Raw genomic sequence first — 22,187 nt, 5'->3', positions numbered from 1 at the left:
ATTTCCGAGGATTCAGGCTCGTGGGTGATGTTGCCGGTAGATGCGCTTCAAGCGCTCTCGTGCTACGTGGGTGTAGATCTGCGTGGTGCCGATATCGGCATGACCGAGCATCATTTGCAAGGAACGCAAGTCAGCGCCGTTTTGCAATAAGTGGGTGGCGAAGGAGTGGCGCAGCACATGGGGGCTGACCGCTGCGGCCAGGCCGATGCGCCGCGCGTAGGATCGAATCATTTTCCAAACCCCTTGACGAGACAGAGGCCGGCCCCGATGATTGAGAAAAACCCGGCCCGTTTCGCGGCCTGCGACTAAAAGGGGGCGGCCACGCTCCAGATACGCTTCCAGAGCCTCCACAGCCCACTGGCCCATGGGAACGAGCCGTTCCTTGTCTCCCTTGCCTCGGACCACGAGAAAACCCGCTTTCAGGTTCAGCTGATGAAAGGTCAGCGCCGCCAGCTCAGCGACTCGTATACCCGTGGCGTAAAGGAGTTCCAAAATGGCCTTGTCTCGAAGCCCTAATGGCGTGCTCACAACGGGCGCGTTGAGGAGGGCTTCCACCTGAGACGCGGAAAGGGTCTTGGGCAGGTTTCTGGGAAGCTTGGGAAAGGTCAAGAACTGGGAGGGATTGGGTGAAAGGAGGGACCTTTCTTCCAGGAAGCGAAAAAAAGAGCGCATGGAGGCCAGGCGCCGGGCTCGAGTTTTGGCTGTCGTGCACGAAGCGCTCCAGGCGAGATAATCTTCCAGATCCTTCGATGTCACCTGCGCCCAGGCATCCTTGCCCTTATTTTGGAGATATTCCATGAGAAGCCGAAGGTCCGTTCCATAGCTGGAAACCGTGTGGCGGCTCAGGCGCCTTTCCGCCACCAGGTATTCCAGAAAGAGATCCACTTCGGTGCGCATGTCGCCGATCCTCAAACCAATTCAATCACTCTTCCACATGTTCCTGGTATCGGGTGACGCGCTCCTACGCGTCCACGGATGTGCGGCTGGTCAGGAGGCCATCCCTTGAAAGCCTCGCGTAGAAAAATCCAAAGTGTAAGAGGCCTTTTGTCGGAGCGATGAATGCCGCCTGCGCTTTGCAAAAGAACACCCTCGGACGCGTCGCCGCTCTTCGGACCTCGTGGACCCAGGACCTTCCGCAGTCTTACCAAGGTCTTGACGCCCTCAGAATAGCCCGTGACGTCAGTCAGCTAAGCTCTTCCCTTGGCATTGCCTAAGGGCACAGCATAGGTCTGGAAATGAAAATCCACCAGCAACGACGTCTCCACCACCCCTTCTTTTCTCATGGTGGAGACAATGTCGATCTGGTGCGTTTTTCCTTGTTCATCGGGAATGAGAATCCTTTCCCCGTCCGAAAATCCTCCGCGTCGATACCAGATCTGGGGTGGCAAAAGCCAGGTCCTTCCAAAGGTTTCCTCAAAGCGAAAATATTCCAAAGCATCTTTGGGAAACTGCAGGTACAGGCACAGGGCCTCGTCGTCCACCGGCCTCTTGAGCCTTTCCTCCAACTCCCGCCTCTTGGCCTCCACATCCGCGTCGGGCAGCACTTGCACTCCGGCCTCTTCGGCGAGAATCTGGTACCATCTCTTGCCGTCTCTTCTCTTGTGCTCCAACACCTTTTCGTAGATCCATTCCTGAGGATCGTAAAAAGGAAAGGGGCCGTAGCGGCCGAGCAGCAGGTTTTTCAAGTCGTCACTGGGTTGTTCGTACCGACCGTGTAAGATGTTGCTGACTGCCGTGGTCCACAGGATTTGGCTTCCGGGCGTCACCAACCAGATGTTGCCCAGTTCCTTGTTCACGTCCATGAGTTCACTAAAAACCTCGTGAATGCGTTCCAAAAGACCCAGTTTTTCTGCCTGCTCAAAGGCTATGGAAGCCGCCCCTCCCGTCAGGCGATGCCTTTTGACCGTGGGATCAAAACCGCGAAAGGGTGTTTCAAACCGTTCATAGTAGCGCCGTTCGCGCCGCAACAGGTCCGAGGCATCCACGATGGGCTGAATCTTGAGGCCTGGCGCTTTATAGCCGTAATCGTGCAGGGTCTGAATGAGGCTCAGGGCCGGTGCCTGAGAGAACATGCCGCCAAAGCCGTGGTCGGCCACTTCCACAATCTTAACGCCGTTTTCCACCGCCGCCACCATGCGCCCTAGGTCGTTGCCGTCCGTGTTGTGGCCGTGATAGGCCAGGACCAGCCGAGGGAAACGGCTGCGTAGCGCCCGCACCAAGGAAGCAATGCGCCGTGGGGAACCCAAAGCCGAATGGTTTTTGATGGCCAAAATGATCTCGTCGCCGAAGGTATCGAGAACCTCTTGGACCTTGTTCACGTAAAACTCGTCGGTGTGCCCAATGCCCGTGCTAAAGCAGATACACGGCATGAGCAGCTTTCCAGCCCTTTGAACGGCGCGGCCCACCACTTCTAAGTTTGGAATATAATTGAGAAAGTCGTAGACGCGCCACACATCCACGTAACGCGCGAACAAGGAGACGGTCAATTCCTGCACGTTGTCCGGGTAGGGACGGTAGCCGAACAGATTGCGGCCTCGGCACACCGTCTGAATGAGGGTGTTCGGCATCCGCTGGCGTACCAGGCGCAGTTTCTCAAAAGGATTGATCTGTTTGGCCAAAAGATCCACGTGCACGGAGGCGCCGCCGCTGATTTCAAAGGCGAAATAGCCGGTGTCATCCCGGTAGGGCGCCACACGCAGCGTCGTCCAGGGAAGAATACGGCATTTGAAGTCCGACTGGGAGACGTCCCGCTCGTTGTTGGTCAAAAAATAGCCCGGAGTTTCCCGCAAAAAACCAATGATTTCCGACGGGCTCATGGAAGGCGTGATGCGTTCTCGTTCGGCCATGGAAGCACTCCGTCCATCACGGTTTGTCCTGAGCATAAGGGTTATAGCCGTAGGCGTTGATTTCGGCGATTAGACGTGCCAATCGCTCGATGGATGGCGCCTCTTCGCGGTAAGCCAGCAGCTGGGGGTGCGTGTCGATATAAGACGTGTCAAAGCGCTGCTCGATAAAATCGGGATCTTGAACGATCTGCTTGTAGAACGGAATGGTTGTGGGCACCCCCACAATGCTGAATCCATCCAAGGCTCGGCGCAGACGATCCACAGCCTCCCGCCACGTAAATCCGTAAACGGTCAATTTCACCAGCATGGAGTCGTAAAACCGGGGAATCTCATAGCCTTGATAGATGGCGCCGTCCAGACGCACGCCGTGTCCGCCGGGGGATTGATACACGCGAATCAATCCCGGACTCGGCATAAAGTTGTTTTTGGGATCTTCCGCATTGATCCGCAGCTCGATGGACCACCCGCGTATCTGAATATCTTCTTGCCGCAGGGACAACGGCTCTCCAGCGGCAATGCGCAACTGCTCCCGCACGATGTCCACCCCGGTGACCATTTCCGTCACCGTGTGTTCCACCTGAATGCGGGTGTTGACTTCCAAGAAGTAGTATTGGTCCTGGTCGTCGATCAGAAATTCCACCGTGCCGGCATTGACATAGCGCGCCGCCTTGGCGGCCCGCACGGCATCCGCGCAGATGCGCTCCAGAACCAGGGCCGGCAGATTGGCCGGGGCGATCTCCACCAGCTTTTGATGGCGACGCTGAATAGAGCAGTTACGGGTTCCCAGATGAATCACCGATCCGAAGCGATCGGCAAGGATCTGGACTTCCACGTGTCGAGGATTCCTCAGGCCTTTTTCCAGATAGATACTTTCGTCCCCAAAGGCCATGCGCGCTTCCGAGCGAGCCAGCTTCAACCCCGTCAAAAGCTCGTCCATGTTTTGTGCCGACCGAATCCCTCGGCCGCCGCCGCCGGCCACCGCCTTGATCATGACCGGAAACCCGTGCTCCTCGGCAAAACGGACGGCCTGCCGCTCTCCGGCTTCCCCTTCCGAAAGCACCGGCGTTCCAGGAATGACGGGAATGCCGGCTTTGGTCATGATGCGACGGGCCACCACCTTGCTGCCCATGTCGGCGATGACTTCCGGCGGCGGGCCCACAAAGAACAGCCCATGCTCCGTGCATCGCTTGGAGAACAAAGGATTTTCCGCTAGGAAACCATACCCGGGGTGGATGGCATCGGCTCCCACAGCTTTGGCCGCATGAATGATGCGATCGATGTCCAGATAGTCCTTGCGCGGCCCCGCGCCGATACACACCGCCTCGTCACTTCTCATGATGTGCATGGCGGTCTTGTCCGTTTCCTCATAGATCGCCACCGTGCGAATGCCCAATTCCTGAGCGGATCGCATGATCCGAATGGCAATCTCTCCACGATTGGCCACAAGCAGCTTTCGGAACATAGGGCTCATCCTTCCGACGGTCTCGAGACCTAACATATCGCACCGGCAGTGTCACCTCCATCGCCGGCACCGAGCCTTGTTTGACACACCGCGCTACCGTTCTGACGCCGCATGGTCCATGTCGACGCGGTTTGGGCTGGGTCCGTAGCACGCCACGAAGCCGGTCGCGCCGCAGGATGCTCGTATCATGAGCCCGACATAGGGATCAAGGAAGGATTGAGGCCGGAAAATCGGTCTTGTTTCGGCAAGATCACACGAGACGGGTTAAGGGCGCACGGCCGGTCTTTTCCTCTGCTCACGCCGCCTTCGGCTCATCTGGTTTAGGTATTCCCGATCCAGCAGATGGCACTTGAAGGGTTTAATGACCTCACTCACTTCCCATTTCGGTCGGTTCACGTCCTGAAGCAATTCCTTGATACTGTTCCACGTCACAGGACTGGAGAACTCACACGCGACCCCTTCATTGAAAAACTCGCAATGCTGCTGGCTCACATACTTCTCGTACTTTTTACAATACTTGATCTTCATGGTACCCTCCTCGGCTTTCCTCAGGGAAGCTTCTTTAGGGTATAGCTATTTTAAGCACAAACCGTGCCGAAGGCAACTTCACGGGTGGATTTTTTCGTCTCTCGAGGCCATTCCTCCATCGACCCGCACTCCGCAAGGCCACATTTTCCTTTACAACACTCGAGGGAACCGCTATAAGGGGCGCGCATGTAGGCCAGTAGCTCGAACGGCTAGAGCACCGGACTCCAAATCCGGGGGTTGGGGGTTCGAATCCCTCCTGGCCTGCCAGCAATAGGAGAGGCTACGGCGTGCTTCGCCAAAGCCCCTTTGGTTTATAGCCCGAAACCGGCCTGCCCCACTCCATCTGCAGAAAACACGATGAGCCCCGAAGCGCTATGCCGCCGTGGTCAAACCCAAAGGGACATCATTTTACGGGCTTGGTGTCAGGACTTCCCATGAAGGGGATGTCCGGGAACTCGTCGTCGTCCATTGGCGGGCTGGCAATTTCAGCTTTTTATAGCACATCCACGGTTCAAGTTGGGATTTTCTCCCGCATTTATCGCAGGCCACCTCGGAGGAGTGTTCGCAAGGTTTTCTCTATATTTTGAGGGGTTGCCCGTCCACCCTATGGCAGGGACGGCCCTTCAGGCCATCCATGAAGGTGGGGACCGGCAAGGAGCCGTGCCTTTCAAGGAGCGTGTCTGACAATGGTTTGGCCGGGTCCTTTCGGCTTGAGGTTGTCGGAGCGCCGCAAGACCCGATCAGGCATCGCCGCTTGCGCCGCTCCGACTAAACGTGTTTTCGGACAGGGTCCAAGTCGAACCAGGTGAGCGCCCCCCCTGACATCAAAAGGACGCCCTCCTGGGTGTCCTGGAGTGAGCAAATGAAGACAGCCGGCTTCGAATCACGGGAGAACCAATGGACTTGCGCAGGAAAGAAAGGCCAAACAATGACGCGGCTTGAAGATGGGGCTTCAAGCCGCGAGACCCCTCGCCTCAGGGACCGAGAATCTTCAGAAATTCCTGAGCCAACCTTTCCTTAAGCTCTGCTTCATTGTGGGCGGACGGCTCCGCTTGCTCACTCTGCTGGTAACGCATCATTCCATAGTAAGATGGAAAAGCCCCCACGAGAGACAAATCCTCACTATACCCGTATGCCTGAATGCAAAGAGCCAGGTACAAGGTGCTTAGGGGTGCTCTGAAATGGAACCGATCGCCGTAGGCCAGAACAACATTGGGGTAATCAATGGACACAATGCCGCAAAAAAGGCCCATGCCGGGAGGAGCATATGATATAATATCATAACTCTCGCCGGCCGATGCATAGAAAAAAAGCCCCAAGGGATGCTCCGAAGTTACCACACCCGCAGCACCCTTGACACCTTCCCAGGCACCTTGAGCAGAACCTACGAAACCGACCAAGACCACGGTTAGCACCACCCATGTCATCGCCCTCTTTCTCATAATGACCCTCCTCCTTTCGTTGATGAAAAGATCCTGATTTTCTAGCCAGGCCCGACCTTCAAACCCTGCCGAATCGGCGCGTTTTTTAGGAAGGCAGGCCCCACGGGTCCACAGCAGGCAAGCAGTCCGGCCGGACTAAAGACTCGAATCCGCTCAACGCTGTTTTAAGGACCCGTCCTAACCATCTCTTACGGTCTGGAAGTCGATTTTTTCAAAAACGAGCGCACGCCGACAGGAAATCGCTGCCTACCCCATAAATCCAGAGACTGTTTCCATGGAAATGGCCTTGGTGGATAACATGGCGTCTGTCCTCGTGGATACCCTGGCAATGGAGCAAGCGGGGATGAACTTGGCGGTCAACGCCCAGGATGCCATGCTTCAAGACGGATCTCGTCTGAAGGAAATCGCTCGTGTGAGCCTGTACGAGGCTTATGCGGCGACGCATTCGAGGGAAACACCCTAGGCCGATGTGCGGCTCGCGCTCACAGTCACAGGGTGTGGGAGAAGCAAGATGACAATGGATCGTATTGGTGAGTTTTTTTCAGGACCAACGGAAAGGCCCGAGGGACCGCTCTAGGATTGTCGACGAGTTATGGCATCGTGAAGCAGTCCGGCGCACTCATATGGGCCTCTTCCGAACGGGAACGAGGCACCACATTCAAGTGTTTCTCGCCCCTCCCTAAGGCCGAAGCGCCGCATGCGGGCCACAAGCAGGTCGTCGCCTGCTTCGAACTCAACCCAGGCGAAGACATCTTGGTGGTGGAAGTGGAACGTTTTTCATGTGTTCAACTCGTGACCGCAGCTCATACAAAACTGTGCTACCAGCGGGTTCGGGACTCCGCAGCACCCGCGCACAGATGCGCGTTTCCTTCTGCCCGCCTTCTCGGCAGCTGGTTTGAGACCCCGCCTTCTTTCCTCGTATTCTTTGATGGCCTCAGCGAGAGCCTCGGCTCCCAGGTTGGAGCAATGCATTTTCTCTTTGGGAAGTCCCTCAAGGGCTTCCGCCACTGCCTTTTTCGTGATCTGTTTGGCCTCGCTTAGGGTTTTACCCTTGGCCATCTCGGTGACCATGCTGGAGACAGCGTTGGCCGCCACGCAGCCGAATGTCTGGAACTTCGCATCCGCTATGCGGTCGTCCTTAACCTTGACATACACGGCCATCATGTCACCGCAAACCGGATTGCCCACCTCTCCGACACCGTCAGCATCCTCCAAGACTCCCGCATTCCTGGGATTCGCGAAGTGCTCCATTACTTTTTGCGAATACATGGCCATTCTCCCTTGCTCTGCCCTTTCATGAGGGCCTGTTCTGTCTGTACCACGTCCGAGAGGCTGAGGGAGTCCAGCACTTGGTACATGGCTCGGGTGGGCATGTTCCACACCGGCCGTGCCGGGCAGGTTTCCGCCCTCTCACACATCTGTGGGTGGCTCAGGCATTCCACCAGCTCCGTTTGCCCCTCCACTGCCCTCACGACATCACCGATGGTGATCTTATCCGGGCTTCGCGCGAGCCTATGTCCCCCTTTAGCACCACGCACACTGGTCACCAGGTTCGCCTTTTTTAGAGGGATGATCAGTTGCTCCAAGTACTTCACGGAAATGCTTTCATGGCTGGCTATCTCATGGAGCTGCACAGGACTCTGCTCGCCGTTACGGGCCAAATAAAGCATCATGCGCGTACCGTACCTGCTTCGCGTGCTCAGCTTCATCGCGATTGAGCTTGACTCCTTGTCTTTTGTTTCCACAAGGGGGAAAGATCCCTCAAACGGCTCACCGCCTTGGGGAGTTTGTCCAACACGTAGTCCACCTCTTCCCAAGTGTTGTTTTCGTCCATGGTCAATACCACGGAACCTTGGGCTAAGTCCGACCTCAGACCAATAGCTGCGAGCACCGGCGAGGTCTTCAGAGCCTTTGAGGCACACGCTGACCCGGTGTTGACGTAGATCCCCTCAGCAGCCAGCATAAAAACCAATGCCTCACCCTCGATACCCTCAAAGCAAAAGCTGGCATTCCCGGGCAGGCGCATTTCAGGGTGGCCCGTATACATCACTTCGGGAACCTTCTCGAGCACGCCCTGCACCAGCCGGTCCCGCAGCGGCCGGACACGCTCCATTCGGTCCGGTAGCTCCCATGCGGCTAATTCAGCGGCCTTACCCAAGCCGACGATACCCGGCACGTTTTCCGTTCCAGCCATTCGACCGCGTTCCTGGATGCCGACGTGAATGAGGGGCATAAGCCTTAGGCCTTTACGGAAATAAAGAGCTCCTGTCCCCTTGGGCGCTCTCAAGGGGATACCGGACAGGCTAAGTAGGTCCACTCCTAAATCCTCTACGTCCACTTGAATGTTGCCGACCGTCGCCACGGCGTCTGTATGGAACACGACACCCCTTTCAGCACATATGGCCGCCAAATCCCTGATGGGCTCTATGGTCCCGATCTCGTTACTGGCATGAATCACCGAGACCAGGATCGTCCCCGGTCGAAGGGCTTTGCGGAGCTGCTCCGCGTCCACCTACCCCCTGTCGTCCACCGGCAGGAAGGTCACCTCATAGTCGAGTCTCTCAAGGAACCGCGCAGCATTCAGTATTCAGTACAGAGTGGTGTTCAATGGACGAAATGATCACATGATTGCCTTTCCCCCGCCGAGCCAACGGAACACCTTTGACGGCAAGATTGTTCGCTTCGGCACCGGAGGAAGTGAACACAATGTCGCTGGCCTGTGCGCCAATGAGGGCGGCCACTTGCTCCCTTGCCCTTTCCACCGCCTCCCGCGCCCTGAAGCCGAGGTCGTAAACCGCCGCGGGATTGCCAAATTCCTCCCGAAAGCAGGGAAGCATCGCCTCCAGGACCTCTCGCCGCACCGGGGTGGCGGCGGCCTTGTCCACATATGCTTTGATCATTTCGTTCTCACTTCTTTTTTCTGATGCAAAGCTTGTAACAGTCTTCGTCTTCCTCAATTCCGAGGAACTCCTGCCCGCACTTTTCACACCAGTTCGGAATGTCCTCCAGGGCAACCGTCATAGTCCGTGAGCACCTCCAGTACCTGCCCCTTGCTCATGCAATTAAGCCGGTCACCCGGCTCAAGGAGGTGCATTGGACACATACGGCAAACCAAATCGACTCTTTCATCCGCCTTTACATCCTTCACGAACTTCATGGTTTACACCTCCCGGTGGTCCCCAATTTCATAGTGTTCCGCTATGGATTGTTCGGCCTCTTTCTCTCTGTCAAGGGACCCAGGAGCAAGAAATGCGGATGATTTCACCGGCCGAGACCGGTTCTTCCTGTGGGATCCTTCCAAGGACCGCACCTTGTCTCATGCCCGCTCATCCCCTACGGCCCGGGAGCGCCTGTAGCGTTGCCTTTTGAACAGTGGACGTCGAGGATTTCAGCCTCGGCGGTCTCGAGCATCAACAGGGGGCGTGACGGGGCGTCGGCACGCTTTGCCAACCGGCAGCTGAACGCGCTCCAGCCCCACATCGTGCTTGATACGGACGGCGAGCGAGTAGGTGAGAACGGGGCGATTTGATCCCTGGCGGTGCCGATGACTATGGGCATCCATGGTGAAGGGCAGGGCCGGGTGCCCGCCGTGGAGGCGGCCAACAGGGAGAACCCGAGACGACGGAAGGAGTTTCTTCTGCGGCCCAAGGAGCGGGGTTTCATGGTCGTCGAACGCGTCGTTTTCAACGATCACGCCAATGGCACAACGTGACGCACGCGACGTCCAACTTACGTCAAGGCACTGAGCGCACAAAGATATGCGCACGGTTGAATTCAGGTTCACGAATGAAGGAAAAGCCCTCTCTCTGAGCCGAGGGTTATTCGGCCCATTATGGCCCGAGAGGCTTTTCAACGGAGCCGCAGCTCTTCCCTCCCGCAGTACAAAACGGGAACCATTTGCACGGTGTTTTCCCTCTTGATCATCTGTGGCCGCCGCACGTAGCGAATCTCGGCCAATTCCTCCAGGGGAATCTGCGCCCCGTCGGGAGTGGGAATCAGAGTGCGCGAGAGGGACTTGATGGTGTCGCGCAGCCCCACATGCAGCGGACTCGCACGGGAGACCGCTCCCGCCCTTCCACCGCGGTGGTGATCGCTCTGCCCCCGATGGCCACTTCAATCACATCCTGGACTCGACGTACGGATAGACCGCGACGGCCAACGGCGTCTCGGTCGATGAGAATCTATAGGTAAGGCTTTCCCACGATGCGCGGTAAGGTTGCCCCCAGAGTCAAGACACATTTTAACCGAAGTTAAGCTCAAAAGTGGCACTCTTTTCCTGATTTGAGGAACCTATTGAGGCTCCTGGGATCTCGCCAAGGCCTGGTCCTCTGGTTTCAGGCATCCCCGAAGCGGCCCCTAAAAAGCCGGCGAATAGGGTGGGTGAAACCAACTCGAGCCGTTATTCAGGAAAGATCTGATCGCCTCCTTCATTGCGTCGCCTGTCGTTTCTGATAGAACAACAATTGTTAGGTAGTGATTAGCCTGACAGTGTATGCCCAAAACACCATTTGGGTGAATCATCCTCGTATAGTGCATAACTCCTGCTGCTGTCATCGTGATCGCTTTTTCCCCTCTTTTTGGATTTGTTTGCCGCTATCTTTAGAGCTTAGCACCTTGTCCAGTTTTTGGGGGAATTATACAGACTCAGCATGGACAGACTGGAAGGGCGAAAAGCACGAGGCCGGAAGGAGCCTATGGTCGAACTTTTTCCCATAGCCCTGGTTCAGGGAGCCCCAGATCTGCATCGTCCAACAGGATGGCTCCCGTTTCGTCCATTTTCAGGCGTGTAATGCCAGGGTGATGGCGTTCCAGTTCTTCCATGAGCGCCGCGGCTTTGAGGGTTGATGCAGCTTCCCCTTGCGGCTCGGAAGACTGTTCCAGGGCGTTCTGGTAAGCGAGCGCTTGTTGAAGAATTTGGCACAGGTCCTGTGTGTGGCATGGCTTGGTGAGGAACCGGTAGATCTCCCCTTCGTTGATGGCGCGAATGGCCGCTTCCAGCGTGGCATATCCCGTGAGCATGATGCGCAGGGTACGGGGATGCCGCTCTCGGACCAGGGCCAGAAACTCCGATCCGGACATTCCCGGCATGCGCTCATCGGAAACCACCACATCCACCGGCTCTTCGCTCAACAAGCGCAGCGCTTCCATGGCGGAATTGGCCGTCAGAATACGATGGGGTTCATGACGCAGCGCCCTTTTGACGGCGCTGGTGAAATTGGGCTCATCGTCCACGAAAAGCACGGTCTTTTGCATGGCTGGCTCCCACCTCAATGAACGGCCATCATCGAAACGCTGATGCCCGCCAACTGCGTCCACAGACGAAACATAAAAAATTCCTCCCGACCTGTACACCCCTGCGCCCACCTGTGTCCTATTGCATCTTCAATGGACGGGCAGCAGGACCCTTATGGGTTCTTGAACACCCACCGTTTTGGCAAAGTTGCGGAGCCTTTCCAGCAAGGCCGGCGTGATCTCCGGTCCTTTTTTGATGAGAAGCACGCCTTTGGAACTCCAGACATCCTGGCCCACGATCATGCCCAGCTTCAGGTCCTGGATGGTCATTTCCCGCACTTAGAACCGGGCCTCATCCCTCAACACGTCTTCCAAGGCTTTGAGGACCTTGGGATCATACTAGCCGGAGCGCCTTTTCATCTGCAGCAGGGCCGCCGCCCGCGGCAGGCCTGCTGTTTCCAGAGCGTCGAAGTCCAGGACGACCTTGAGGATGCGAGCCCCCATGGGAATGGCGTCCCCGCGCCGGTCGTTTATAGGGATGCCGGAGCCGTCAAAATGCTTTTCCTGGTACGCAATGATTTCGCTCACATCCTGCAGCCTAGGAATCTTGGCAATGAGTTCGGCTCCTACCGACGGATGCATGGAAAAGAGCTGTTCTTCTTGGGCCGTGAGGGGTTGTCCGTTATAGATCTTGTGCAGCGCTTCCTCGGGCAGGATAACGCAGCCGATCTGGCTCAACATGGCGGCCGTTTCCAGCTGCCATACTTTTTGCACCTGCAGACGCCGGCCCATGTCCACGGCATAGCGCCGAACTCGAGAACCCCGCCCAAAAGCTTCCGGATTCACCAGGCTCAGCACGTCGGCCATCACCTGAATGGCACCGCGCAACGTCTTTTCCAACAGATCCCTTTCGGCTTTCACGAGCCGGTACTGCCGGAGTCCCGCCTGAATGGCCAGGATCAGGGTTTCCGGAGGGCACGGTTTGGTCAAGAATCGAAAAATGTTACCGTGGTTCACGGCATCCATGGCCGCCTGCAGATCCGCATTGCCGGTCAGGATCATGCGGACCGTGTCCGGGCTGGTTTCGCGCACCTTGCTGAGAAATTGAATGCCGTCCATGACAGGCATGCGCAGGTCCGAAATGATGAGCGCAAAGGATCTATTGTCTCGAACCGCCCGAAGCCCTTCTTCGGGCCCCACTGCCGTTTCGATGTCATAGTGCTTTCTCAGGGTTCTCTTGAAGGACGACAGAATATTGGGATCATCGTCCACGAAAAGGATTTTTTCAGCCATGACACCTTCCTATTGTCCGCCAAGGGCATCGGAGCATGCGCTTTTCCATTCCTTGAGACGGCTCAAGCATTGCAACTGGTCGAGGTAGGCCGCATCCACCAGGTTCGGTCCCTGATAGGGCGGCCCTCCATGAATCGCGTAGGTCAGCACGTCCGCCGCGTGCACCGCCGTCAGCGCAATGAACTCCCGATGTGGACAGCGACCGGGAAAATGGTGAAAGGCCACGGCCTCCACAATGTTGTCGGGAAGCCCCCATACTCCCAACAAATAGGCCCCCAATTCGGCGTGCGTGGTGCCCACCTGAGCGTGCTCGCTTTTCCATTCCTGTTCTCCAGTCGCCTCACAACGTTGGTCAACTTCGGCAACCTGGTCGGGAAGAGCTTGCCAAAGAACTAACTTGCCCACATCGTGCAGCATGCCGGCCATACAAGCGTCGTCCACGATGATGGGGTCGGCTCCAGCCTGTTGTGCCACGGTCTTGGCACACACGGCTGTGTTCAGACTGTGTGTCCAGAGTCGGTCCATGCGGTCCGGTGGCAGGCCCCTGGCTTGGAATTCGGTAAAAATCTGCGTGGAGATGACGAGGGTCTTGATGATGTTGAGTCCCAAAAGAACAACCGCCTGCTCGGGACTGCTCACATGTCGGCTCAAGCCGAAAAAAGCCGAATTGACCAGTTGTAAAATCTTAGCCGTCATGGCGACATCCCGTGCAATGATCTCCCCGACCCTCTTAATGCTGGGATCTTCGGATTCCAGTTCCTCCATGATCTTCTGATACAAAGCCGGAAGACTGGGCAAGGTGTCCACGCTTGAAACCAGGGCTCGAAGCGGTTTTTCATCCAGCAAAGTGCGCAGAGTTTTCACCCGCTCGATGGTGCTCCGGAGTTTTTCCGCATCGCATGGCTTGGCCAGATACTGGTGCGCCGCCCGCACAGCACGCAACACGAGATCTTGCTCCGAATACCCGGACAGGGCGATGCGAATGATATCCGGATGGCGCTTTCTGACCTCCAGAAGAAACTGGGCGCCATCGATGCCCGGCATGCGCATGTCCGAGACGACCACATCCACGGCTTCCTGAGCCAGAAGTTCCATGGCCTCCCGAGCTTCCGAGCAGAAGTGCATGGTCCATTCCATGCGCATGGGCCGCAGCATGCGGCGAAGTGCCCGCAAAACGTTGGGATCATGGTCCACGAAAAGGACTTCCAACGCCACGGTTCACCCTCCCTTTATGGCCGTTCTCTTTGATCGACTATTCGGCACAAAACAAGGATGCCATAAGACCATTCTTATTCAGTTTCTGAGCGAGGAATTCACGAAAACGCGGCGTGACGAGCCCGTCAGAGACGCCTCCGGCCAGGTCTGATCGGACGTTGCGTGGGGTGCGGTCCGGCACCTCGGCGTGGGACAAGGGCGCGCAACCCCTTAAGCCACAGAAAACCTTCCCGGCGTGTAACCGTGGATGCTCATGGAAATCTGTAAGGAAAAAATCACCGATTCTTACCCATAAGCTTTTGTACTCCGATACTCAGGAAAACCCCACTCTAGCCTCTTATGCCATCACTTCCGAGCTTTTAAGGGACAAAGAAATATGTTGACAGGCTGCCGGCTTGAGCTGTGAAGCTGCTCGCCCCCTAGAAGGCACCATTACGCCGATCTTTTACCGAGGGGCTTTGCCCCCGGTTTTTTTGTCGCTATTCCCGAAAATGCCGAATGCGACCGCACCCGGATTCCTCGGGCGGCGCCTAGGGGTTGGATGCGTCGAAGAACGGCAAGCGAAAAATTCAGGAGTGCTGTCGCAGGCTGAGGGCTTCCGCCCTCAGACACTGCTGACCCTGAACCCACGGGAAAAGGGCCAGAACCGCACTTGATGGTCAAGGTAAGTCGTGTTGGTTTTTTAACTGTAGAGCAAATCTATTCACATCCCAGGAAACCCGTCGGCCGACACCTTCGATAACGCGCCGTGGAACAGGGAAGGCGCCCACTTGCAGATTCCGCTTCAGCGGGCAGGCGGGCTGCCACATGATTTTCTCTCCCTCAAAAGGTCCCAACCGCGACGGGAAAAAACGCATTGGCCATCAGGCTCGCGGCGGGACCTATGAGGAGATCTTGAGGCGCCAGGCCAGGAGCTTTGCAAGGATTTGTTTGGCACGCGGCGTGAGTCGGGATCGATTGTAAAGGTCACCCATCTTGCGTAGGGCTTCACCGATGGTTGGGTATGGATGCACCGTGGCGGCCAGGCTCCTGAGGCCGATTCGCTGGGTTATGACCAAGCTTAGCTCCCCGATCATGTCTCCGCCGTTGGGCGCCACGACGGTGGCCCCAACGATTTGATCGGAACCCGCTCTTACGTGCACTCGTACCAGCCCGTCCGTACGACCTTCCAGGACGGCGCGATCCACTTCCGAAAGAGGCAAAGTCAAGGTGTGAACGGATATGCCCCGTTGTTGGGCTTCTCTTTCGTAGAGGCCCACGTGGGCGATTTCCGGATCCGAGTAGGTACACCAGGGAATGGTGAGGGCACTGGCTTTGGCCCGGCCGAGGAAGAGTGCATTTTGAATCACGATGCGGGCCATAAAATCGGCGGCATGGGTGAACTGGTGCGGAGAACAGACATCACCAGCCGCGTAAATCCGAGGATTGGTGGTTCGAAGCTCATCGTCCACCACCACGCCCTTGGATGTGGCGGCCACGCCCACCCTTTGCAGATCCAGCCCTTCCAGGTTTGGGGGTCGACCCAGCGCCACCAACAGCCGGTCCACCTCCACTCGGGTCGCACGGCCGTGAGTATACAAATGCAGGATCACGGCGCCACCCTCCCCAGGCTTCACAACCAGGTCCCGCCCGCAGCACTGCAGCTCCACCCCGTCGGCCTTCATGGCGTTCCACACGATGGCCGAGGCGTCTGAATCCTCGCGTGGCAGGATCCCGTGCATGGCTTCCACCATAAAGACACGAGAACCCAGACGGCCAAAGGCTTGGGCCGTTTCGCAACCTATGGGGCCTGCGCCGATAATGCCCAATCGCTTGGGGAGTTCTGTGAGCGGAAAGAGTGTTTCATTGGCGAGATAGGGCATTCTATTGAAACTGGGTATGGGCGGAGACGCCGCTCGAGCCCCGGTGGCGAGGACAGCTCTGTGAAAACGCAGACGGGTCTCATCCACATCCACTGTTTGGGAATCCAAGAAACGGGCACCGAAGAAAACGTCCACGCCTAGGTTCTCGAAACGACGGGCGGAATCGCTCCGTGCAATGGATGCTCGAAGACGCCGCATGCGTTCCATGACCTGAGAAAAGTCCACGTGAACGCCTTCCGGCACCTGAATGCCGAACCGGTGGGCATAGCGAATACCTGCAGCGGCCCGGGATGCCGCTATGATGGCCTTGGACGGCGCACAGCCCACATTCAGGCAGTCGCCACCCAAGGGGTGCCTTTCCACCAAGGCCACTTTGGCCCCCAGGCCAGCAGCTCCGGCGGCAGCCAACAGCACTGCGGTTCCCGCTCCAATGACCACCAGGTTATAACGGGAGGCCGGAACGCGTGGCTTCACATTCGAGGGGCCGACGAGGGCGGCCAGTTCCCGGTTCGCGTCATCCCAAAACGTCAGTTTGATCCCGGGCTCTTTCAGATGGCTCATTCTTTCCCTCTTTCCCTTTGCGTGTGGCCGCATAGCTCCTCAAAAACCAAGGAAAGCCGAAACTCTCACCTCTTTTCCCTGTGCACATGGCTCCATCGAAGCTGATCCGAGACCTCGTTTTAAGCGGTTCATGGCGCCGCAATTTCAACTCGTTACGATGACATATTTGGCTAAAAGCAGCATTTTCAGACAGACTCCTCCATAGGAGCATATCCGACAAGGGCTTTTCGGGTCCCTTTTTCGTTTCATCCTGTAGAAGACCCGCAAGGCGCGATCACGCACCGCAGCTTGCGCCGCTCCTACTGGAACGTGTTCTTGAACACGCTCCCTAGGCAGCTTTTCAGGGACAGTTACACGCGAAACTGGGCCTCCTCTCGCCGGGGAAATAGCTTTGAAAGGTGCTCGAAAAGAGCTTGTCCACATCCTTCAGGGGCAACGTTCCTTGGGCATCTCACAAAGAGCCGAGCCTTCCCATTCGAACAGCTGTTCCACCCCGTCAGGGTTTCCGCTCACCGCCGAAGCCCCCCCTCAGGTCCCGTTTCTGGTTCACGGCTCACGCGGCTCTCAAGAGTCTTCGCAAGCACACCCTCTCCCCACGGCCATTTTTTGGACCCTTACCCTTTTAACATCGAAAGCTCAACGCTCAACGCCGGTTCCTTGACCCGCAGAAAGTCCCTCTTTGATGCAACCGCTGAGGGTTTTCATGATGGGGCATCGAGCCCCTTCGCATTCTGGGTTTTTGGCCTGCTGGCGGCACTTGAGGGCATCATCGGCCGAAAGACTTCGGCCCAGGAATTCTGCAGAAAGTTCCGCGGCCTTTTTTAGAGCGATCCAGGAGTCGCGCTGGCAGCACCGGGCCGCCTCCAAAGACGAAATCTCCGCCAGGGCGGCCTGGGTCGCCTGCTGGGCCAAACGTCGTTCCCGCCCTTTGACCGGGTTGGCTTCCAGGAGAATGGAAAAGGCGATACCAACACCCATCGCCGCGCCGCAGCACCCCATGAAGCCGCAGGATCCTCCGGGAATGCGGGATCCACGGTGAAGAGCAGAGCGGATCGCATCGTCACCTATCGCTCCTCCTACATTGCGATAAGCGGTAACGATCACAGCGGGCACCAGGGCGTGGTGTTCCGGTCCGTGAACGGGCATGGCCGGATGTCGACGGATTCTGTCCATCAGCGCAATCAGGTCCGTTTCACTGGAAGAAAGGCACAGATGTTCCATCACGGCCATGGCGTCCCGGGAATGGCAGGCATCGCAAACGAAGTGGCCCTTGAGACACCGGACCGAGGACACGAACTGATTTGCGCAGTACATGCACGTGTGCAGGCTTTCCGACGGTGCGTAACTCAGAGGTTCTCCACACACCATGCAGCCGAAACGGCGTCGAAGCGCAATGGTTTGGCCGGACTTGGCGTCGGATGCAACGGGGGTACGTCCCGTCGCCACAGCCGAATCCGCGTGTATCTGGTCTTCCGGTCGAGAGCAGGTGCAACCGATCTCGGTTCGTCGGTTGGCTACAGCGCCCGATTTATCCACAATCCACAGTTGATCATTCACGATCTGGGCTTCCCACCGGCAAAGACGATGAATGGGCCCAGGCGTGAGCGTCGCTCCACCAAAGGTTTGCACCCTGGCAAAGGGACCTGGATAGAGAACGGAAACGGTGTCCGTGGCGGCTTCCTTTCGGGCTTCAAAGGTGAGGCTGAAGAAGAGATGGCCCTGTACCGTGCGGTACGGAAATCTCTTGAGAAAACGCACGGCCTGAAAGCCGGATTCATCCAGAAGGCCGACCAAATCCCTTTGCGTGAGTGCCCCGGCGAGGCATTCGCCGTGAAGCACCGGGTCGTTTCGAATGGCCGGATCCGGATCCGTGTCGCACACCACGTCGGAAACCACCAACCGTCCGCCGGGCCGCAGCACGCGATGGATCTCACGAAAGGCCCGGCGCTTGTCAACGGAAAGGTTCAGCACGCAGTTGGAAAGAACCACATCCGCCGTGTGGTCTCTTAAGGGAAGGTTTTCCAGAAGGGAACGGCAAAAGGTCATGTTGTCGTAGCCAAGCCGTTCGGCTGTGGCCCGCCCTCCGGCGCAAGCCCGCTGCAGCATGGATTCCAACATGTCGATGCCGATCACGCGCCCAGTTGGCCCCACCCGCTTGGCCGCCATAAAGCATTCCCCACCGCTGCCGCAGCCAAGATCCACCACCGCCTCACCCTCTTGCAGCTCGGCATCCACCACGGGACTGCCGCACCCATAACCGCGAAACCGGTATGCTTCAGGAATATGAGCTGTCCATTCGGCGGAATAGGTGACAGGATTGAGAATGTCCAATTTGGGCTGAACCACGGCCTCGGCATAAAAGTCTCGAACGACGGACAGGCTGGACGGGGAGGCGACGGCCATCAGGCAGTTGGAATGAGTGAAGGTGACACCGTGCTGTCCGTTTGCGCAAACGGAAAGGGCGTCCCCCATCTTGAGCCGCAGCGCCGGCCCATGGGTGACGGCGGGTGGAAAGGCGCGGCGCACCATGAGCCAGAGCGCCAGCTTTTGGTAAAGATCCATGTAGGGGTCGGCGCCCATGAATCGGCTGGCGGCCAAGTAGCTGTGATCCGGATCGCCGCCCCCCCAGAAGGAAACGCAGCGGATGATCGAGCTCTGCCGCCGTTTCCCTCCGAATCCGTTCAAAGAGGGGGCTTCCCCTCCAAGCCTTTTCCAGGCCGTAATGCCGGGGAACCGCCAATTGGGATACGCCCACAAGAGCCGCCGACGGATAAAGGTTTCCGTCGGGGCCCAGCGCCAGGGATTCCCAGGTCATGCCGGTGCCGTCAAAACGGGTTCCCGGCGGCGCAAAAACCTGGGAGGCCAGAGCACGCACATTGTCCACCGAAACCCCTAAGGATTCGGCGCGTTCGGCGGCACCGCGCACAACGGTGAAAAGTCCGTCAGTCGGCACCCATTCATCCGGCACGCCCCGGCCCCGCACGAAATACCACATAAAGTGGATGTTGCATGCGCCCACATCCCGTGCCAGGTGGGGAAAAAGCGGCACGTCGGCCAGGTTTGATCGCGTGGGACACATGGACAGGGTCAGGGAAAAACCCATGCGGGCCAGGGCTCGAAGTTCACGGACCGTTTTTTCAAAGGTTCCTTTGCCGCGCACGGCGTCGTGGCGTTCTTCCAATCCGTCCAGGCTCACTTGAAGGTGCACCCGTTCGGGACTCCATCGGTGTTTTTCCAGAAAGGTGCGGGCGGCCAACCCGTTGGTGAGCACCGCCACATGGGTGTCGGGTAGGCGAAGAATTTCCTGCACGATTGTACCGACTTCGCGGTGAACAAAGGGCTCGCCTCCAGTGAGGGCGAAGAGGCGACAGCCCAATTCATGGGCTTGGCGGGCCCCTTCAGCACCAGGGCCGCCGAAAGCTCTCGAACCTGGGACGGCGAGGCGGCAAAGAGGCAATGGGTGCAGGACAGATTGCAACGGTCTGTGAGATGGATCCAAAACTCTTTGAGACCTTGCAGACGCAGCACGTTCCCTCGACCCGTATATTGGGAAGCCCAGGCGGAGGGAAGCCGCTGGAAAAAGCGGGCGGCTTTCGGATCGTCGAGAAGACTCGGATTCTTTTGGGCTTCTTGAAGTAGGTGGTCCCCCGCTTCGTTGGGAACGAACCAACAGGGCGGATCGGGTCGAACATACACAGGGATGTCTTCCCATGCCAGCCGGAACCATTCACGTGGATCAAAGGACATACATCAACTCCTCCAACGCCCTTGAAAGGCTCGTTTTTTGAGAATGCCGTAGGGTGCGTGCGACCAACTGTAGAGGCTTGTGCTGCGCCCACAAATCCATTTGTCCGATGCGGTGCGGAAAATCTTTTTGAGACCTCGGTTTCGCCGCTTCACGACCTCGTCTCTGGGCCTCGTTCAAGGACGCGGCCGCTGGATTTGAGCATGCTCGGCCGGGCTCTCAAGGGGACATTCCGCGAAAAATGGCTGTCCTTTCGCCCAGCTGGAGATCCCAGACGTGCCGGGGAAAAATATCCCCTCGCTTCAAGCCAAAAAACACCTTAAAGATGCAGCACGTCCACGTCAGTTTCATTCACCTGGTTGTCGTTCAACGTCGCGCCGGTCGATCCACCGCGCTCCTGTGTCCCATGGTCGGCATCCTGTCCACTTGAGTGTCTTTGGACTTTGATGTGCAAAGCGGCTTTGGCCATCATGTGGGCGCTCACGGGCGCCGTCATGAAAAGAAAAAACGTGACGAGAATTTCATGCAGACTCCAGGTATTTTCCCGAAAAAGGAAAAAAAGAAACGATGCCGTGAGCATGCTTCCAATACCCAAGGTGGTGGCCTTGGTCGGCCCGTGAAGGCGCATAAAAAAGTCCGGCATACGCATCAGTCCAATGGAACCCACTATGGCTAACGCCGCCCCTAACACAAGAAAAAAGGCGATGACGACTTCTGCCATGCCTTCCCAAACCATCATTCGATGATGTCCCCGCACAACAAATATTGACAAAAAGCCGTCGTGGATATGAAACCGCTCATGGCCAGCACCACCGCGCTCTCTAAATAGACCTGACTGGGGAAATAGACCCCCAGAAGCACGAGCAGGGCAATGGTGTTGATGTAAAGGGTGTCCAAAGCCAGGATGCGATCTGAAATGGTCGGGCCTCGCACCAGCCGCCACAAGCATAAAAGAAGGGCCACGCACATCAGACCAAGCGCTACGGCAAAAGCTGCCTTTAAAATCATGGGAAAATCTCCATCAAGGGATTGTCGTACCGTTTTCGAATCCGCTCCACCACATCCGATGGGTCCGGGACATTCACACAATGAATGAGCAGACGGCGCCGCGTCATGTCCACGTCCACCGTCACCGTGCCGGGCGTCAAGGAGATGGTGCAGCCCAGCACAATGATGGCCCATTCATCCGTCAGCTGCAAAGGGTACTCGATAAAAGCCGGTTTCCGTCGGTTTTTGGGCCCCAACACCAAGACCGCCACCTGAAGGTTGGCGACAATCACGTCAAATAAAAAAACGGCCAGGTACCGCACGATGGTCCTTGGCTTTTGAATTCGCACACCCGGCCACAATGCCCGCGTGACATGCGGGAGAATCAATCCCAACACGGCACCCACAAGCACCGAGCCGACCGCCACTTCGTTGGAAAGCAACACCCACACGACGCACAGGACAATGGACAGTATCGGGTGAGGAACCCAGCGTTTCATGGGCGACTCTCCACTATGGCAGTTCCCAAAACCCTGGCCGCATAGGCGCTGGGATCCATGACCTGAGCAGCCGTTTTCAAGCAAAAAGCGCTCAAAGGACCAACCATCACTACCAACACCGAACTCATCATCAAAAACACGGCCACCGGCCACCAGAAAGGATGCCTTCCCTCGTTCATCCCTTGCTCTCTCCCGAATTGCACCTTCCAAAAAAGCACGCTCCCTGCCCGTTGCAGCGCCACCACAAGGGCCAGGCCGGAGACTTAAAGAACCGACCAGATCCAGAGGGTGCCGGCACCATGGCCCCATGCGGCCTGCAGCAAGAGCACCTTGGCCACAAAGCCGCTTAACGGCGGCATACCTGTCATGGCCATAACGCCCAGCACGAAAAGGGCTCCCAAAAGCCCGCGCTGGGACACGGCATGCCCCGGTGTCAATTCCGTACCGCCCCGGCGGTGGTCTGCCACGAGGTCCGCCAGCAAAAAGAGGCCCGCCGTGACCAGCGTGTTATGCA

21 protein-coding genes, 1 tRNA gene and 1 pseudogene are annotated in these 22,187 nt (G+C 57.4%); 2 read left to right on the top strand and 21 right to left on the bottom strand.

Annotated features, from left to right (window positions below; all coding sequences use genetic code 11):
- Window positions 1-12: 12 nt before the first annotated feature.
- The 4 genes from xerD to ACUVSA_RS11370 form a co-directional block, all read right to left on the bottom strand.
- Window positions 13-897: a site-specific tyrosine recombinase XerD gene (gene xerD / locus ACUVSA_RS11385; protein ID WP_445890611.1), complete on the bottom strand. Its 885-nt coding sequence runs from the start codon at window positions 895-897 to the stop codon at window positions 13-15.
- A gap of 290 nt (window positions 898-1,187) precedes the next feature.
- On the bottom strand, window positions 1,188-2,846 hold the full coding sequence (locus ACUVSA_RS11380) for a pyruvate carboxylase (protein WP_445894909.1): 1,659 nt from the start codon (window positions 2,844-2,846) through the stop codon (window positions 1,188-1,190).
- Window positions 2,847-2,862: 16 nt separating this feature from the next.
- Window positions 2,863-4,308, bottom strand: coding sequence for an acetyl-CoA carboxylase biotin carboxylase subunit (locus ACUVSA_RS11375; RefSeq protein WP_445894908.1), 1,446 nt, complete (start codon window positions 4,306-4,308; stop codon window positions 2,863-2,865).
- Window positions 4,309-4,572: 264 nt separating this feature from the next.
- Window positions 4,573-4,836, bottom strand: a complete 264-nt coding sequence (locus ACUVSA_RS11370) for a hypothetical protein (protein ID WP_445894907.1) — start codon at window positions 4,834-4,836, stop codon at window positions 4,573-4,575.
- Window positions 4,837-5,026: 190 nt separating this feature from the next.
- Here ACUVSA_RS11370 and ACUVSA_RS11365 point away from each other — a divergent pair.
- Window positions 5,027-5,103 (top strand) — tRNA-Trp (locus ACUVSA_RS11365).
- Window positions 5,104-5,810: 707 nt separating this feature from the next.
- Here the strand turns inward: ACUVSA_RS11365 and ACUVSA_RS11360 are convergent.
- The gene (locus ACUVSA_RS11360) at window positions 5,811-6,278 is read right to left on the bottom strand and encodes a hypothetical protein (protein ID WP_445894906.1); all 468 of its coding nucleotides are present in this window, start codon (window positions 6,276-6,278) and stop codon (window positions 5,811-5,813) included.
- A gap of 274 nt (window positions 6,279-6,552) precedes the next feature.
- On the opposite strand from ACUVSA_RS11360, the gene ACUVSA_RS11355 reads away from it, so the two are divergent.
- Window positions 6,553-6,741, top strand: a complete 189-nt coding sequence (locus ACUVSA_RS11355; RefSeq protein ID WP_445894905.1) for a hypothetical protein — start codon at window positions 6,553-6,555, stop codon at window positions 6,739-6,741.
- Between the two features lie 314 nt (window positions 6,742-7,055).
- Here the strand turns inward: ACUVSA_RS11355 and nifU are convergent, their stop codons facing one another.
- The 16 genes and pseudogenes from nifU to ACUVSA_RS11275 form a co-directional block, all read right to left on the bottom strand.
- Window positions 7,056-7,547: a Fe-S cluster assembly scaffold protein NifU gene (gene nifU, locus ACUVSA_RS11350; RefSeq protein ID WP_445890605.1), complete on the bottom strand. Its 492-nt coding sequence runs from the start codon at window positions 7,545-7,547 to the stop codon at window positions 7,056-7,058.
- Entirely contained in the window at window positions 7,529-7,987 is a 459-nt protein-coding gene (locus ACUVSA_RS11345; RefSeq protein ID WP_445894904.1) for an RrF2 family transcriptional regulator, read from the bottom strand. The genes nifU and ACUVSA_RS11345 overlap by 19 nt, the downstream gene beginning before the upstream one ends.
- Window positions 7,984-9,178 (bottom strand): annotated as a pseudogene (locus ACUVSA_RS11340) (cysteine desulfurase family protein). Before ACUVSA_RS11340 ends, ACUVSA_RS11345 begins: the two are co-directional and overlap by 4 nt.
- A 949-nt stretch (window positions 9,179-10,127) precedes the next feature.
- The gene (locus tag ACUVSA_RS11335) at window positions 10,128-10,316 is read right to left on the bottom strand and encodes a hypothetical protein (protein WP_445890602.1); all 189 of its coding nucleotides are present in this window, start codon (window positions 10,314-10,316) and stop codon (window positions 10,128-10,130) included.
- Window positions 10,317-10,970: 654 nt separating this feature from the next.
- Entirely contained in the window at window positions 10,971-11,531 is a 561-nt protein-coding gene (locus tag ACUVSA_RS11330) for a response regulator (RefSeq protein ID WP_445894903.1), read from the bottom strand.
- A gap of 129 nt (window positions 11,532-11,660) precedes the next feature.
- Complete coding sequence (locus ACUVSA_RS11325; RefSeq protein ID WP_445894902.1) at window positions 11,661-11,849, bottom strand: hypothetical protein; 189 nt, start codon at window positions 11,847-11,849, stop codon at window positions 11,661-11,663.
- 60 nt (window positions 11,850-11,909) lie between these two features.
- The gene (locus ACUVSA_RS11320; RefSeq protein WP_445894901.1) at window positions 11,910-12,803 is read right to left on the bottom strand and encodes an HD domain-containing phosphohydrolase; all 894 of its coding nucleotides are present in this window, start codon (window positions 12,801-12,803) and stop codon (window positions 11,910-11,912) included.
- 9 nt (window positions 12,804-12,812) lie between these two features.
- Window positions 12,813-14,018: an HDOD domain-containing protein gene (locus ACUVSA_RS11315; RefSeq protein WP_445894900.1), complete on the bottom strand. Its 1,206-nt coding sequence runs from the start codon at window positions 14,016-14,018 to the stop codon at window positions 12,813-12,815.
- Between the two features lie 881 nt (window positions 14,019-14,899).
- A complete protein-coding gene (locus tag ACUVSA_RS11310; protein WP_445894899.1) occupies window positions 14,900-16,441 on the bottom strand; it encodes a mercuric reductase in 1,542 nt (513 codons plus the stop codon).
- A 636-nt stretch (window positions 16,442-17,077) separates the two neighbouring features.
- Complete coding sequence (locus ACUVSA_RS11305; RefSeq protein WP_445894898.1) at window positions 17,078-18,787, bottom strand: DUF5714 domain-containing protein; 1,710 nt, start codon at window positions 18,785-18,787, stop codon at window positions 17,078-17,080.
- Window positions 18,717-20,153 carry a radical SAM protein gene (locus tag ACUVSA_RS11300; RefSeq protein WP_445894897.1) on the bottom strand — a complete coding sequence of 479 codons (1,437 nt, stop codon included), beginning with the start codon at window positions 20,151-20,153 and terminating at the stop codon, window positions 18,717-18,719. The genes ACUVSA_RS11305 and ACUVSA_RS11300 overlap by 71 nt, the downstream gene beginning before the upstream one ends.
- Window positions 20,154-20,505: 352 nt before the next feature.
- Entirely contained in the window at window positions 20,506-20,925 is a 420-nt protein-coding gene (locus tag ACUVSA_RS11295) for a Na+/H+ antiporter subunit G (RefSeq protein WP_445890596.1), read from the bottom strand.
- On the bottom strand, window positions 20,922-21,194 hold the full coding sequence (locus ACUVSA_RS11290; RefSeq protein ID WP_445894896.1) for a K+/H+ antiporter subunit F: 273 nt from the start codon (window positions 21,192-21,194) through the stop codon (window positions 20,922-20,924). Before ACUVSA_RS11290 ends, ACUVSA_RS11295 begins: the two co-directional genes overlap by 4 nt.
- On the bottom strand, window positions 21,191-21,673 hold the full coding sequence (locus tag ACUVSA_RS11285) for a Na+/H+ antiporter subunit E (protein ID WP_445894895.1): 483 nt from the start codon (window positions 21,671-21,673) through the stop codon (window positions 21,191-21,193). Before ACUVSA_RS11285 ends, ACUVSA_RS11290 begins: the two co-directional genes overlap by 4 nt.
- The gene (locus ACUVSA_RS11280; protein WP_445894894.1) at window positions 21,670-21,852 is read right to left on the bottom strand and encodes a hypothetical protein; all 183 of its coding nucleotides are present in this window, start codon (window positions 21,850-21,852) and stop codon (window positions 21,670-21,672) included. The genes ACUVSA_RS11285 and ACUVSA_RS11280 overlap by 4 nt, the downstream gene beginning before the upstream one ends.
- Window positions 21,853-21,936: 84 nt before the next feature.
- Window positions 21,937-22,187, bottom strand: a 251-nt coding sequence (locus ACUVSA_RS11275; protein ID WP_445894893.1) for a proton-conducting transporter transmembrane domain-containing protein, incomplete at its 5' end; no start/stop codon positions are given.

The organism is Desulfosoma sp., assembly GCF_052743555.1.
The sequence above is the reverse complement of the archived record's forward strand: the minus strand, read 5'-3'. Positions and strand labels throughout refer to the sequence as shown.